This is a genomic window from Micromonospora sp. WMMB482, from assembly GCF_019038635.1.
GTDB classification, from domain to species: Bacteria; Actinomycetota; Actinomycetes; order Mycobacteriales; family Micromonosporaceae; genus Micromonospora; species Micromonospora marina.
Genome location: NZ_JAHOPD010000020.1, coordinates 3,787,123 through 3,801,291 on the forward strand (window position 1 = coordinate 3,787,123; position 14,169 = coordinate 3,801,291).

General features: G+C 72.6%; 13 protein-coding genes. 7 read left to right on the plus strand and 6 right to left on the minus strand.

All coding sequences use genetic code 11. The features are described from left to right. The first annotated feature begins 44 nt into the window (after positions 1-44). From KSK32_RS19045 to serA, 4 genes are all read left to right on the plus strand, one after another. Complete coding sequence (locus KSK32_RS19045) at positions 45-1,940, plus strand: acetolactate synthase large subunit (protein ID WP_216932428.1); 1,896 nt, start codon at positions 45-47, stop codon at positions 1,938-1,940. After that, positions 1,941-2,456: an acetolactate synthase small subunit gene (ilvN, locus tag KSK32_RS19050; RefSeq protein WP_018786257.1), complete on the plus strand. Its 516-nt coding sequence runs from the start codon at positions 1,941-1,943 to the stop codon at positions 2,454-2,456. It begins immediately after the preceding gene. 58 nt (positions 2,457-2,514) lie between these two features. Further along, positions 2,515-3,528: a ketol-acid reductoisomerase gene (gene ilvC / locus KSK32_RS19055; protein ID WP_216932429.1), complete on the plus strand. Its 1,014-nt coding sequence runs from the start codon at positions 2,515-2,517 to the stop codon at positions 3,526-3,528. A 313-nt stretch (positions 3,529-3,841) separates the two neighbouring features. Then, on the plus strand, positions 3,842-5,440 hold the full coding sequence (gene serA, locus KSK32_RS19060) for a phosphoglycerate dehydrogenase (RefSeq protein WP_091046870.1): 1,599 nt from the start codon (positions 3,842-3,844) through the stop codon (positions 5,438-5,440). 62 nt (positions 5,441-5,502) lie between these two features. Here the strand turns inward: serA and KSK32_RS19065 are convergent, their stop codons facing one another. Both KSK32_RS19065 and KSK32_RS19070 read right to left on the minus strand, forming a co-directional pair. Next, the gene (locus KSK32_RS19065) at positions 5,503-5,853 is read right to left on the minus strand and encodes a hypothetical protein (protein ID WP_216932430.1); all 351 of its coding nucleotides are present in this window, start codon (positions 5,851-5,853) and stop codon (positions 5,503-5,505) included. Positions 5,854-6,195: 342 nt separating this feature from the next. Beyond that, on the minus strand, positions 6,196-7,068 hold the full coding sequence (locus KSK32_RS19070) for an FAD:protein FMN transferase (protein ID WP_216932431.1): 873 nt from the start codon (positions 7,066-7,068) through the stop codon (positions 6,196-6,198). Between the two features lie 218 nt (positions 7,069-7,286). Between KSK32_RS19070 and KSK32_RS19075 the strand changes: the two genes are divergently transcribed. Together KSK32_RS19075 and KSK32_RS19080 are read left to right on the plus strand one after the other, a co-directional pair. Next, positions 7,287-8,318 (plus strand): 3-isopropylmalate dehydrogenase, encoded by a 1,032-nt coding sequence (locus KSK32_RS19075; RefSeq protein ID WP_216932432.1) that lies wholly within the window; start codon positions 7,287-7,289, stop codon positions 8,316-8,318. A 188-nt stretch (positions 8,319-8,506) separates the two neighbouring features. Further along, a complete protein-coding gene (locus tag KSK32_RS19080) occupies positions 8,507-9,601 on the plus strand; it encodes a branched-chain amino acid aminotransferase (protein WP_216932433.1) in 1,095 nt (364 codons plus the stop codon). A 109-nt stretch (positions 9,602-9,710) separates the two neighbouring features. Here the strand turns inward: KSK32_RS19080 and KSK32_RS19085 are convergent, their stop codons facing one another. The 4 genes from KSK32_RS19085 to KSK32_RS19100 form a co-directional block, all read right to left on the minus strand. Then, positions 9,711-10,451, minus strand: a complete 741-nt coding sequence (locus KSK32_RS19085) for a tyrosine-protein phosphatase (RefSeq protein WP_216932434.1) — start codon at positions 10,449-10,451, stop codon at positions 9,711-9,713. Between the two features lie 51 nt (positions 10,452-10,502). Then, a complete protein-coding gene (locus KSK32_RS19090; protein WP_216932435.1) occupies positions 10,503-10,967 on the minus strand; it encodes a PRC-barrel domain containing protein in 465 nt (154 codons plus the stop codon). 194 nt (positions 10,968-11,161) lie between these two features. Then, on the minus strand, positions 11,162-11,692 hold the full coding sequence (locus KSK32_RS19095; protein WP_216932436.1) for a carboxymuconolactone decarboxylase family protein: 531 nt from the start codon (positions 11,690-11,692) through the stop codon (positions 11,162-11,164). A gap of 2 nt (positions 11,693-11,694) precedes the next feature. Further along, positions 11,695-12,255: a peroxiredoxin gene (locus KSK32_RS19100; protein WP_216932437.1), complete on the minus strand. Its 561-nt coding sequence runs from the start codon at positions 12,253-12,255 to the stop codon at positions 11,695-11,697. Positions 12,256-12,570: 315 nt separating this feature from the next. Between KSK32_RS19100 and cimA the strand changes: the two genes are divergently transcribed. Then, the gene (cimA, locus tag KSK32_RS19105; RefSeq protein ID WP_216932438.1) at positions 12,571-14,169 is read left to right on the plus strand and encodes a citramalate synthase; all 1,599 of its coding nucleotides are present in this window, start codon (positions 12,571-12,573) and stop codon (positions 14,167-14,169) included.

The window sequence follows — 14,169 nt, forward strand, 5'->3', positions numbered from 1 at the left end:
CTGAGAAGCGCGTCACCCACTCACTTCCGAAGGCTTGAACCGCCATGACGAGACCCACGCCAGAGACCCTCGCCCACTCCGCCCGCCGTGCCCGCTCCGGCACCGGCGCGGCCGGTGACTCCGACCCCGCCGCCCGCCCCGGCCGTACCGTTCCGGGGGCCGCCTCCACCGAGACGCCCGTACGGGAGGCCGCCACCGCGCAGGTCTCGGGCGCCGGTTCGCTCGTGCGGTCGCTCGAGGCGCTCGGCGTCGACGTGGTCTTCGGCATCCCGGGCGGCGCGATCCTGCCCGCCTACGACCCGCTCTACGACTCCTCGGTCCGGCACATCCTGGTCCGCCACGAGCAGGGCGCGGGGCACGCGGCCACCGGCTACGCGCAGGCCACCGGCCGGGTCGGCGTCTGCATCGCCACCTCCGGGCCGGGCGCGACGAACCTGGTGACCCCGATCGCCGACGCGTACATGGACTCCGTCCCGATGGTGGCGATCACCGGGCAGGTGGCGCGGCCGTCGATCGGCACCGACGCCTTCCAGGAGGCCGACATCCAGGGCATCACGCTGCCCATCACCAAGCACAACTTCCTGGTGCAGACCGCCGACGAGATCCCTCGCGTGCTGGCCGAGGCGTTCCACCTGGCCGCGACCGGCCGGCCCGGCCCGGTGCTCGTCGACATCCCGAAGGACGTGCTCCAGGCGCCGGCGACCTTCTCCTGGCCGCCCACGCTCGACCTGCCCGGCTACCGGCCGACGCTGCACCCGCACGGCAAGCAGATCCGCGAGGCGGCCCGGCTGATGACCGGCGCCCGCCGCCCGGTCCTCTACGTCGGCGGCGGCGTGCTCAAGGCCGGCGCCACCGAGGGGCTGCGCAAGCTGGCCGAGCAGACCGGCATCCCCGTGGTCACCACGCTGATGGCGCTGGGCGCGTTCCCCGACTCGCACCGCCAGCACCTCGGCATGCCCGGCATGCACGGCACCGTCGCCGCGGTGTACGGCCTCCAGAAGGCCGACCTGATCGTGGCGCTGGGCGCCCGCTTCGACGACCGGGTGACCGGCCGGCTCGACTCGTTCGCGCCGGACGCGACAGTCGTGCACGCCGACATCGACCCGGCCGAGATCGGCAAGAACCGGCACGCCGACGTCCCGATCGTGGGTGACGCGCGGCATGTGATCGACGAGCTGATCGCCGCCGTCACCGCCGAGCAGGCCGCCCACCCGGCGGCCGACCTGACCGACTGGTGGGCCCAGCTCGACGACCTGCGCGAGCGGTACCCGCTGGGCTTCGAGGAGCCGGCCGACGGCACGCTCTCCCCGCAGTACGTGATCAAGCGGCTGGGCGAGATCGCCGGCCCGGACGCCGTCTACGTGGCGGGCGTCGGCCAGCACCAGATGTGGGCCAGCCAGTTCATCTCGTACGAGAAGCCGCACACCTGGCTCAACTCCGGCGGCCTGGGCACCATGGGCTACGCCGTCCCGGCTGCGATGGGCGCCAAGGTCGGCAAGCCGGACACCACTGTGTGGGCGGTCGACGGCGACGGTTGTTTCCAGATGACCAACCAGGAGCTGGCGACCTGCGCGCTGGAGGGTATCCCGATCAAGGTCGCCGTGATCAACAACGGCAACCTGGGCATGGTGCGGCAGTGGCAGACCCTGTTCTACGGGGAGCGCTACTCCAACACCGAGCTGGGTACGCACAAGCACCGCATCCCGGACTTCGTCAAGCTCGCCGAGGCGCTCGGCTGCGTCGGGCTGCGCTGCGAGAACGCCGCCGACGTGGACAAGACCATCGAGGCGGCCATGGCGATCGACGACGCGCCGGTGGTCATCGACTTCGTGGTCGGCAAGGACGCGATGGTCTGGCCGATGGTCGCCGCCGGCACCAGCAACGACGAGATCATGTTCGCGCGGGGCGTGCGTCCCGCCTTCGACGAGGACGAGCTCTAAATGACGATGCACACGCTGTCCGTGCTGGTGGAGAACAAGCCGGGTGTCCTGGCCCGGGTCTCCGGGCTGTTCTCCCGGCGCGGGTTCAACATCGACAGCCTCGCCGTGGGCGAGACGGAGAACCCGGACGTCTCCCGCATCACCATCGTGGTCAACGCCGAGTCCTCGCCGCTGGAGCAGGTGACCAAGCAGCTCAACAAGCTGGTCAACGTACTCAAGATCGTGGAGCTGGACCCGCAGGTGTCGGTGGCGCGGGAGCTGCTCCTGGTCAAGGTCCGCGCGGACCGCACGGCCCGCGCCCAGGTGCTGGAGACGGTCGGCCTGTTCCGCGCCCGGGTGGTCGACGTCGCGCCGGACACGCTGACCATCGAGGCCACCGGCACGCCGGACAAGCTCGACGCGCTGCTGCGCGACCTGGAGCCGTTCGGCATCAAGGAGATGGTCCAGTCCGGCACCGTGGCCATCGGGCGGGGTTCCCGGGCCATCACCGCCGGCCCGGCCCTGCGCGCCGCCTGATCCGTACCCACATGTTTTTCGACGGGCCGACGGGCACCGCCGTACGAAAGGGAAGTCAATGAGCGTTGAGGTGTTCTACGACGACGACGCCGACCTGGGCCTGATCCAGGGCCGCACGGTCGCCGTGATCGGGTACGGCAGCCAGGGCCACGCGCACGCGCTGTCGCTGCGCGACTCCGGCGTCGACGTGGTGATCGGCCTGCCCGCCGGGTCGAAGAGCCGGCCGAAGGCCGAGGAGCAGGGCCTGCGCGTGCTCACGCCCGCCGAGGCGGCCGCCGAGGCCGACGTGATCATGATCCTGGCGCCGGACACCGCCCAGCGTGGCCTCTACGCCGAGGCCATCGCGCCGAACCTGGCCGCGGGCAAGGCGTTGTTCTTCGGGCACGGCTTCAACATCCGGTACGGCCTGATCAAGCCCCCGGCCGACGTGGACGTGGCGATGGTCGCCCCGAAGGGCCCCGGTCACCTGGTCCGCCGCCAGTACGTCGACGGCAAGGGCGTGCCCTGCCTGGTCGCCGTCGAGCAGGACGCCAGCGGCAACGCGTTCGGCCTGGCCCTGGCGTACGCCAAGGCGATCGGCGGCACCCGGGCCGGCGCGATCCGGACCACGTTCACCGAGGAGACCGAGACCGACCTGTTCGGCGAGCAGGCGGTGCTGTGCGGTGGCGCTGCGGCGCTGGTGCAGACCGGTTTCGAGGTGCTCACCGAGGCCGGCTACGCGCCCGAGGTGGCCTACTTCGAGTGCCTGCACGAGCTGAAGTTGATCGTCGACCTGATGTACGAGGGCGGCATCGCCCGGATGCGCTACAGCATCTCCGACACCGCCGAGTACGGCGACCTGTCCCGCGGCCCGCGCGTCATCGACTCCCGCGTCAAGGAGGAGATGCGCAAGATCCTCGGCGAGATCCAGTCCGGCGAGTTCGCCCGCGAGTGGGTGGCCGAGGACGAGGCCGGCCGGCCGAACTTCGCCAAGTGGCGGGCCGAGGGCGCGGCGCACCCGATCGAGGAGACCGGGCAGAAGCTGCGCGCCATGATGAGCTGGGTCGACCGGCCGATCACCGAGACCGCCTGAGCCTCCCCGCGTGCGGCCCGCGACCCGACGCTCTCCCCGGCGTCGGGCCGCGGGCCGCCGTCCGTTCACGTGCTGGGACACGGTGAGTAACGCCTCGTCCCGCGGCGCCCGGTGAACGGGGGATGTCGGGCGTGCGACGGGCCTGTGTGAGGGCCCTCACCCCGCAGTCCGGGACACGCCGGGCGGACGGCCCCCTACCATCCTTGGTGTGGTGCCCGAGCGCACCCGACGGCCGTGGCACGGATCGGCGCAGGGCGCAGCGCGGCGCCCCGGCGTCCCAGGCCGAACCATTACCGAGCGTCTACGAGGACCGATGAATCCTGTCGTACTGATCGCCGAAGAACTCGCCCCCGCCGCCATCGAGGTGCTCGCGCACGACTTCGACGTGCGCCACGTGGACGGCACCGACCGCCCCGCTCTGCTCTCCGCACTCTCCGAGGCCGACGCGGTGATCGTACGCAGCGCCACCCAGATCGACGCCGAGGCGATCGCCGCCGCGCCGCGGCTGAAGGTGGTCGCCCGGGCCGGCGTCGGCCTGGACAACGTCGAGGTGCCGGCCGCCACCGCCCGGGGCGTCATGGTCGTCAACGCGCCCACCTCGAACATCGTCTCCGCCGCCGAGCAGGCCGTCGCGCTGCTGCTGGCCGTGGCTCGCAACACCGCCAGCGCCAGCGCCGCGCTCAAGGCCGGCGAGTGGAAGCGGTCCAAGTACACCGGCGTGGAGATCCAGGGCAAGACCGTGGGCGTGGTCGGCCTCGGCCGCATCGGCGTGCTCTTCGCGTCCCGCATCGCCGCGTTCGGCACCCGGCTGATCGCGTACGACCCGTACATCCAGCCGGCCCGTGCCGCGCAGCTCGGCGTCCGCCTGGTCGGGCTGGAGGAGCTGCTGCGGGAGAGCGACTTCATCTCGATCCACCTGCCGAAGACGCCGGAGACGGTCGGCCTGATCGGCGAGAAGGAGCTGGCGATCGTCAAGCCGGGCGTCCGGATCGTCAACGCCGCCCGCGGCGGCCTGGTCGACGAGCAGGCGCTCGCCGACGCGATCGCGGAGGGCCGGGTCGCCGGCGCCGGCGTCGACGTGTACGCCAAGGAGCCGTGCACCTCCTCGCCGCTGTTCGCCTTCGACAACGTGGTGGCCACCCCGCACCTGGGCGCCTCCACCAACGAGGCGCAGGACAAGGCCGGTCTCGCGGTGGCCAAGAGCGTCAAGCTGGCGCTCCAGGGCGAGTTCGTCCCGGACGCGGTGAACGTGCAGGCCGGCGGTGTGGTCGCCGAGGACGTCCGTCCGCTGCTGCCGCTGGCCGAGCGGCTGGGCCGGGCGTTCACCGCCCTGGCCGGCGGGGTGGCCGCCAGCGTCACCGTCGAGGTGCGGGGCGAGATCGCCGCCCACGACGTGTCGGTGCTCAAGCTCGCCGCGACCAAGGGGCTGTTCAGTTCCGTGGTCGAGGAGCAGGTCACCTACGTCAACGCGCCGCACCTGGCCGCCGAGCGGGGCGTCGAGGTCACGCTCGCCACGCCGGGCGAGACCGTCGACCACCCGAACCTGGTGACGGTGCGCGGGGCGCTGCCGGACGGGCGTACCGTCCGCGTCTCCGGCACCGTGGCGCACACCGGCACCCGCGACGTGTTCAAGCTGACCGAGGTGGACGGTTTCGACGTGGAGATCGGCGCGGAGGGCATCCTGCTCTTCCTGCGCTACGCCGACCGGCCCGGCGTGGTCGGCACCGTCGGCACGCTGCTCGGCGAGGCCGGCGTCAACATCGCCGCCATGCAGGTGGCCCGCCGCGAGGCCGGGGGCGAGACGCTGATGACGCTCACCGTCGACCAGGCGCTCGGCGCCGACCTGCTCACCTCCGCCGCCGACTCGATCGGTGCGGTCGCGGCCAGCGCGGCCGACCTGCGCGACGTGTAGTCCGGACAGGACACATCGGGGCCCGGCCGGTTTCGGCCGGGCCCTTCGCCGTCCCCGGTGGGTCAGGAGCGGACGCGGGCCGGTGGCGGGTAGACCGAGCTGCCGTCGAAGAGCATCAGGTCGTGCTCGCCCGCCAGCCGCTCGATGTCCAGCAGAACCTGGTCCGGGCAGGTCGGATGCAGCTTCATCTCGATGTGGTCGGCGGCCGTGTGCAGCGGCGCCACCTCCCACGGCGTACCGGGCCGGGCCGGGCGGTCCGGGTAGGTCGCCGTGATCGCCCGGTAGAAGGCGACGAGTCGCGGGTCGGGGTGCTGCTCGCCGTGCCGGCCCTCGCGGCACTGCTGCACCGCCGCCCGCACCTGCTCCGGTGCCGCCCCGTTCGGCAGGGCCCACACGCTCAGATCGAAACTCACGGCGGACAGCGTGCCATCTCGGGCCCGGCCCGTCACCTCTGCCCCACCGGGCGTTCACCGCTGATTGCCGACATCGTTCACCCGGCGTCCGCTGTGGAGACTCTTGCGTCGAGTTGCGTCGATTCGCTAGCGTACCGATGCGGTTTCCGCTGAGTCGATCCCCGGCCCGTCTTCGGGTGGCGCGGTCGGGCACACGGCCCCTCGGCCCGCACCCCTCGATTGCGCGAGCCACGCGCACTCGTCGCTGACCGGCCCTCACGGTCGTTGCCGAGACCGTGGGGGCCGATCGCGCTCCCCGCCGAGCCGCAGATCAGCGCCGGTGGTGCGCGAACAGGGGGCGACTCAGCGCCGGTGGTGCGCGAACAGGGGGCGGTAGTCCGCGTCGTGGCGGAACCAGGCCAGCCCGGCCGGTCCGGCGGCGTACAGGGCGGTGGCGTAGGCGTCGGCGACCGCGAGGTTCGGGCCGAGCACGGTGGCGGCCACCAGCCGGTCGGTCGGCTCGCCGGTGTGCGGGTCGATGACGTGCCCGCGCCGGCCGGTGACGCCGGACGTGCCGACCGCGCCCGTCGTCATCTCCAGCACCACAGGTGTCCGGCGGGTGTCGGTGGGGTGGTGCACAGCGACGCGCCACGGTCCGCCGTGCGCCGCGTGTCCGCGTACCGTCAGGTCGGCGCCGCTGAGCACGGCGTAGTCGTGGATGCCGGCGGCGCGCAACCGCGCCGCGGCCCGCTCCACCGCCCAGCCGCCGAGCAGGCCGCCGGGGTCGAACCCGCCGGGCACGGCCCAGGCGTCGAACCAGCCGTCGGTGGCCGCCCGCATCGCGGCGCAGAGGTCGATCAGATCGGCCAGCGGGGGGTACGAGTCGGGGCTGATCTCGTCGCGGCGCAGCCGGGAGACGAGGCTGTCCGGCCGGTTCGGGCCGTAGGTGAGGTCGACGGCGCGCAGCTCGGCGACGGCGTCGCGCAGCGCCTCGCTGACCGCCCGGTGGCCGAACCACTCCGGTGCGTTGAGCAGCACCGTGTAGTCGGCGGTCGAGGTGGCGACTGTGTGCCGGACGCTGATCCGGCCGGACGCCGCGGCGCCGGACCGCTCGACGCGGTGGTTCGTGGCGCCCAGGTGCAGGTCCGGCCGGGCCGGGCGGAACGCGGACTGGTCGACCCATCGGGTACGCGGCTGTTCGTCAGCCCAGTGGGCCCGCCGGTGCTCGATCCGCATGACACCTGCCCCCTCGGTGGCCGCCGCTGCGTCGCGGCGGTGCCGGATTCCGGGCCCCCGTCGACCCGTTACCTCGACCCTAAGCAGTGGAGATGACCGCGCCATGAATGTCGGCTGGGAGCCTCCTGTGATTCATCGTCCCAGATTATGGAAGATTCGTACCGGAGGCCGGGACGGCGACGTACGGTTGCGCCTGACGACGAGACGAGGAGCCTCAGGTGGCACACATCGCGGTGGTGGCCGGTGACGGCATCGGACCCGAGGTGGTCGCGCAGGCCCGCAAGGTCCTCGACGCGGTGGTGCCCGGGATCGAGGCCACCGAGTACGACCTGGGCGCGGCGCGCTATCACCGCACCGGCGAGGTGCTGCCCGGCTCCGTCCTCGACGAGCTGGCCGGTCACGACGCCATCCTGCTCGGCGCGGTGGGCGACCCGACCGTGCCGCCGGGGGTGCTGGAGCGCGGTCTGCTGCTCAAGCTCCGGTTCGCCTTCGACCAGTACGTCAACCTGCGCCCGTCCCGGCTCTGGCCCGGCGTGGCCGGTCCGCTCGCCGCGGTCAAGCCCGGCGAGGTCGACCTCGTGGTGGTCCGCGAGGGCACCGAGGGGCTGTACGCGGGCGCCGGCGGCGCGCTGCACCGGGACACCCCGGCCGAGGTGGCCACCGAGGAGAGCCTGAACACCCGGCACGGCGTCGAGCGGGTGATCCGCGACGCGTTCGCCCGGGCCGGCCGCCGGGAGCGGCGCAAGGTCACGCTCGTGCACAAGACGAACGTGCTCACCCACGCCGGGTCGCTCTGGGCGCGCGCCTTCGCCGCGGTGGCCGCCGAGCACCCGGACGTGACCACCGAGTACCAGCACGTCGACGCCGCCGCGATGTTCCTGGTGACCAACCCGTCCCGGTACGACGTGGTGGTCACCGACAACCTGTTCGGCGACATCCTCACCGACATCGCCGCCGCCGTGACCGGTGGCATCGGGCTGGCGGCCAGCGGCTGCATCAACCCCGAGGGGCGCTACCCGTCGATGTTCGAGCCGGTGCACGGTTCCGCGCCGGACATCGCCGGCCAGGGCGTCGCCGACCCGGTCGCCGCCGTGCTGTCCGCCGCGCTGCTGCTGGACCAGCTCGGCCACGCCGACGCCGCCGCCCGGGTCACCGCCGCGGTCGGCACCGAGCTGGCCGGGCGTACGCCGGGCGCGCCGGTGCGCACCGAGGAGGTCGGCGACCGGCTCGCCGCGCTCTCCGTAGCCTGACCGGGCCGACCTCCCTGGCGGCCCGGTACCGGGCCGCCAGACCCGTCACCGGGCCCACCCGACCGTCCGGCGCGTCGCATCCGCCGGAGCGGAGCTATCCGCTGAACGACCGTTCGGGGTAAGTTTCTGGCACCAGTGACGTCGGCGTGCGATCCCGCGCGCCGTGAACCCGCAGGGAGGTCAGCGCGATGAGCGGTGGTGACAAGCTCGATTTCGAGATCCGTCCGAATCCCGCGCCGGTAACCGCCGCCGACCGGGCCGCCCTGCTGGCGAACCCGGGCTTCGGCCGGGTCTTCACCGATCACATGGTCACGATCCGCTACGCCGAGGGCAAGGGCTGGTACGACGCCCGCCTGGAGGCGCGGGCGCCGATCCCGATGGACCCGGCCGCGGCGGTGCTGCACTACGCGCAGGAGATCTTCGAGGGGCTGAAGGCGTATCGCACCGGTGACGCGGTGACGATGTTCCGCCCGGAGGCCAACGCGGCCCGGTTCAACGCGTCGGCCCGCCGGCTGGCCATGCCGGAGCTGCCGGAGGAGACGTTCGTGGAGTCGCTGCGCCGGCTGGTCGAGATCGACCAGGCGTGGATCCCCGAGCACGAGGACGCCAGCCTCTACCTGCGTCCGTTCATGTTCGCCAGCGAGGTCTTCCTCGGGGTCCGCCCGGCCAACGAATACCTCTACTGCGTGATCGCCTCGCCCGCCGGTGCGTACTTCGCCGGCGGCGTGAAGCCGGTGACGGTGTGGGTCTCGCCGGACTACACCCGGGCCGCGCCCGGCGGCACCGGCGCGGCGAAGTGCGGCGGCAACTACGCCGCCTCGCTGGCGGCCCAGGCCGAGGCGATCGAGGCCGGCTGCGACCAGGTGGTGTTCCTGGACGCGGTGCAGCGGCGGTACGTCGACGAGCTGGGCGGCATGAACGTCTTCTTCGTCTACGACGACGGCAGCATCGTCACCCCGCCGCTGGGCGGCACGATCCTGCCGGGCATCACCCGTGACGCGATCCTCACGCTGGCCGCCGAGGCCGGGCACGAGGTGCGGGAGGCGCCGGTCAGCTTCGACGACTGGCGGGCCGACGCGGCGAGCGGGCGGCTGCGCGAGGTGTTCGCCTGCGGCACCGCAGCGGTGATCACCCCGATCGGCGGCGTGCGCTTCCCCGACGGCGAGTTCCTCATCGGTGGCGGCGAGCCGGGTCAGGCCACCATGGCGTTGCGGCAGAAGCTCGTCGACATCCAGCGTGGCCGCGCCGCCGACTCGCACGGCTGGGTCACCCGAGTCCTCTGACGCCCTCCCGCGGTGATCAAGGAGTTTGCGTCCGGTTCCGGCGTGGACGAGGACACAAACTCCTTGATCACCGCCAGGCAGGGCCAGGGCGGGGCGGGACGGGGCCGGATCAGTCCAGGAGGTGGGTGCGGAGGGACTCCAGCTGCGCCTCGGTGACGCCGGCGTGGGTCAGGTATCCCTCGATCGAGCCGTAGCCGGTGCGCAGCTCGGCGAGGAACAGCTCCATCGCCTCGGCCGGTGATTCCAGGAACGGCGGCGGCGGTTCCTCCGCGTCCGGCAGCGTGGCGCGTACCCAGGCGGCGAAGCGCTGCGACGCGGCGGTGCTGAGCGCGTAGTCGGCGACCACGTCCTCGTCGGGCACCCCGAGCACGGTCAGCGTGAGCGCGCAGACGATGCCGGTGCGGTCCTTGCCGGCGACGCAGTGCACCACCACCGGAGCGTTGGCGCTGTCCGCGATCAGCCCGACCGCCTCGGCGAGCCCGGCGGTGCCGGTACGCGCCAGGTCGGCGTAGCGGTCGGCCAGGTAGCGGGCCAGGCTGACGCTTGAGGAGTCGAACCGGTTGGCGCCCCAGTCGGCGTGCTCGGGGTGGATGTGCCGGTAGGTCAGGCCGTCGTAGTCGGGCACCCGCCCGTCGCGTTCCACCTCGGACGGCCGGCGCAGGTCGATGACGGTACGGATGCCGAGCGCGGTGAACGCCGCCCGGTCGGTGTCGTCGATGCGGTGCAGCGAGTCGGAGCGGTAGAGCCGGCCGCGGCGGACGGTGCGCCCGTCGCGAGCGGGGTACCCGCCGACGTCGCGGAAGTTGAACAGGGCGGGGAAGGGGCTCTCCGGGGCGTCCACAGCTGACACGGTAACGGCCGGCGGGGCGTTCGCACGTCCCCGCCGGCCGTCGCCGAGGTGTCAGATGCGCGGCGGTACGTCCGGCGGCAGCGCCGAGTGCTTCTCGCCGTAGTAGCCGCCGAGCCGGTCCCGGTAACCCGGGTCGGCGTGGCTGGACTCGTCGTACTCCGGGGCGGCCTTGATCTGGTCCTTCTCCCGGTCGACGTGCACGGTGCGGGCGTCGTGGTCGACGTGGTTGACGGTCCCGGCCGGGAGCATCACCTTCTTGCCGAAGATCCACGGCCCGGTGTCCACGACCAGGTAGCTGTCGTCCACCTCGTGGCTCGCCCGGTCGATCTTGCCGATGGCGCCGTCGGTGGCCTCGACCTTGTATCCGGTCAGGTCGGCGCTCGCGACGCCTGCCTCGTCCCGGTAGCGCCAAGGGTCGAAGGCGCCCCCGGGAGCGCCGCCGGCGACCGTGCCCCGGCCGTCGTCGAGGATCGGCTCGGTGCCGCCGTGCGTGGCGCGCGGGTCCAGTCCGTCCATGTGCGGCCTCCCGTCCTCCAGGGCCGCGGCCGTCGCGGCGCCGTCGTCAGTCGGGAGGGTTACCCACCCTGGCCGGGCACCAACCCGTCGAAGGGCGGCCCGCCGACGCCGGAGGGCCGGCGCCACGGTGGTGACGCCGGCCCCTCGGGTCGTCGGCCCGCGCGGTGCCGGTCGGGCGCGCGCGGGCCGGTGGATCAGGCCAGTGCGGCCTCCGCGTCCAGGGTCACCGCGGCGGCGTGGACGACGGCGGCGATCCGCAGCCCCTCGTGCACCTGCTCACGGCTGAACCCGGCCGCGCGCAGCGTCTTCTCGTGCGACTCCAGGCAGACGCCGCAGCCGGTGATCGCCGAGACGGCGAGGCACCACAGCTCGAAGTCGGTCTTCTCCACGCCGGGGCGGGCGATGATCTGCATCCGCAGCCGGGCCGGCAGCGACGCGTACTGCTCGTCGCCGATCAGGTGCTTGGCCCGGTAGTAGACGTTGTTCATCGCCATGACCGCAGCCGCGCCCCTTGCCGCCTCGACCGCCTCGGGCGTGAGGTGACCGGCCGCCTCGGCGGCGATCTCCCGCAGCACCACCGGGTTGCGGGCCGCCACCGCGCAGGCCAGGGCGGTTCCCCACGCCTGCTCCGGCTTCAGCGTCGAGGTGGTGATGGTGGAGCCGAGGTTGAGCCGGATGTCCTTGGCGTACCCGGGCAGGCCCGCCTTGATCGCGTCCAGGCCCACGGTCAGGCCCCGGCGCCGGCGAGGAGCGCGTTGGCGTCGAGCGTCGCCGCACCCTTGTTCCAGTTGCACGGGCACAGCTCGTCGGTCTGGAGCGCGTCGAGCACCCGCAGCACCTCGGAGACGTTGCGGCCGACCGAACCGGCGGTCACCATGACGAACTGGATCTCGTTGTTCGGGTCCACGATGAAGGTGGCCCGCTGCGCGACACCGTCGGCGCCGAGCACGCCGCAGGCGGCGGTCAGCTCGCGCTTGATGTCGCTGAGCATCGGGAAGGGCAGCTCGCGCAGGTCCGGGTGGTCCTTGCGCCAGGCGTAGTGGACGAACTCGTTGTCGACGGAGACGCCGAGCACCTGGGCGTCCCGGTCGGCGAACTCGCCGTTGAGGCGGCCGAACTCGGCGATCTCGGTCGGGCAGACGAAGGTGAAGTCCTTCGGCCAGAAGAACACGACGCGCCACTGGCCCTCGTGGGACTTGTGGTTGATCGTCTCGAACGCCTTGTCGGCGTCGAGCGACACGCAGGCGGTGAGTTCGTACTCGGGGAAGTGGTCACCGACAGTGAGCACGGGTCCTCCTTGAGCGTGACCCGGCAGCACCGCCGGGCCAGTAACTGGATCTGTTCAAGATTCTTCCGTAGCCCCGTTTGCGCTCGTGGCGGGCGTGCCCGGGTGTGAAGGCGATCACCGGGCGGGCCGCCGTCCCGGAATATGGGTTTCGTCTCCCAAAACCGGGGGCGGAGTGGCAGAGTGCAGGTCATGACCAGCTTCGTCCTGATCATTAGCAGCTAGCGCGCCGGCCCTTCCCTCGCCGAGCGCGCAGACCTCCCGCATCCGCGGGGGGTCTTTTTGTTTGCTCCCCCAGGGCACGAGAAGAGGACTCCGATGACGTTCCAGGTGTACGACACGACGCTGCGCGACGGCGCGCAGCGCGAAGGGCTCACGTACTCGGTGGTCGACAAGCTGGCGGTGGCCCGCCTGCTGGACGACCTCGGAGTCGGCTTCATCGAGGGCGGCTGGCCGGGCGCGGTACCCAAGGACACCGAGTTCTTCCGCCGCGCCCGCACCGAACTGGAGCTGCGGCACGCGATCCTGGTCGCCTTCGGGTCCACCCGCAAGGCCGGCCTCGCGGTCGAGGACGACCCGCAGGTGCGCGGCCTGCTCGACGCACAGACCCCGGCCGTGGCCCTGGTCGCCAAGGCGGACCTGCGGCACGTGGAGCGGGCGCTGCGCACCACCGCCGAGGAGAACCTCGCCATGATCCGCGACACCGTCTCGTACCTCGTGGCGCAGGGGCGGCGTGTCTTCGTCGACGGGGAGCACTGCTTCGACGGGTTCCGGTTCGACAGCGGCTACACCTCCGCCGTCGCGGAGACCGCGCTGGCCGCCGGCGCCGAGCGGTTCGTGCTCTGCGACACCAACGGCGGCATGCTGCCCTCCCAGGTCGTCGCCGTGATCGAGAGCCTGGTGGCACGGACCGGGATCGCGCGGGAACGGCTCGGCATGCACGCGCAGAACGACACGGCCTGCGCGGTCGCGAACACGATCGCCGCGGTCGAGGCGGGCGTCCGGCACGTGCAGGGCACCGCCAACGGGTACGGCGAGCGCCCCGGCAACGCCGACATCTTCGCGATCGTCGCGAACCTCCAGCTCAAGCTGGGCATGCCCGTCCTACCGGAGGGCTGCCTGGAACAGATGGTGCGGGTCTCGCACGCCATCTCCGAGATCGCCAACATCGCCCCCGACACCCACCAGGCCTACGTCGGGGCCGCCGCCTTCGCCCACAAGGCGGGGCTGCACGCGAGCGCGATCAAGGTCGACCCGTTGCTCTACAACCACGTGGAACCCGCCGTGGTGGGCAACGACATGCGGATCCTGGTGACCGAGATGGCCGGCCGGGCCAGCATCGAGCTCAAGAGCCGCGAGCTCGGTCTGGACCTGGCCGGCCATCCGGACGCCCTGTCCCGGGTCACCGGGCGGGTCAAGGAGCTGGAGGCCGACGGCTGGTCGTTCGAGGCCGCCGACGCCTCGTTCGAGCTGCTGGTCCGCTCCGAGCTGCCTGATGCCGCGCCGGCCCGGCCGTTCACGCTGGAGTCGTACCGCGTGATCGTCGAGCACCGCGAGGACGGCGCCGTGGTCTCCGAGGCGACGGTGAAGATCCGGGTACGCGGCGAGCGGGTGATCGCCACCGCCGAGGGCAACGGCCCGGTCAACGCGCTGGACGAGGCGCTGCGGGTGGGCCTGGCCCGGCACTACCCGGAGCTGCGCGACTTCGAGCTGGCCGACTACAAGGTCCGCATCCTGGAGGGCAGCCACGGCACCGGCGCGGTCACGCGCGTGCTGGTGGAGACCGCCGGCGCCGGCCGCGACTGGACCACAGTGGGCGTGCACCCGAACGTGGTCGAGGCGAGCTGGCACGCCCTGGTCGACGCGCTCACCTACGGACTGGACCGGGCCCGGGTGGCGGACGCGAGCGCGGCCTGA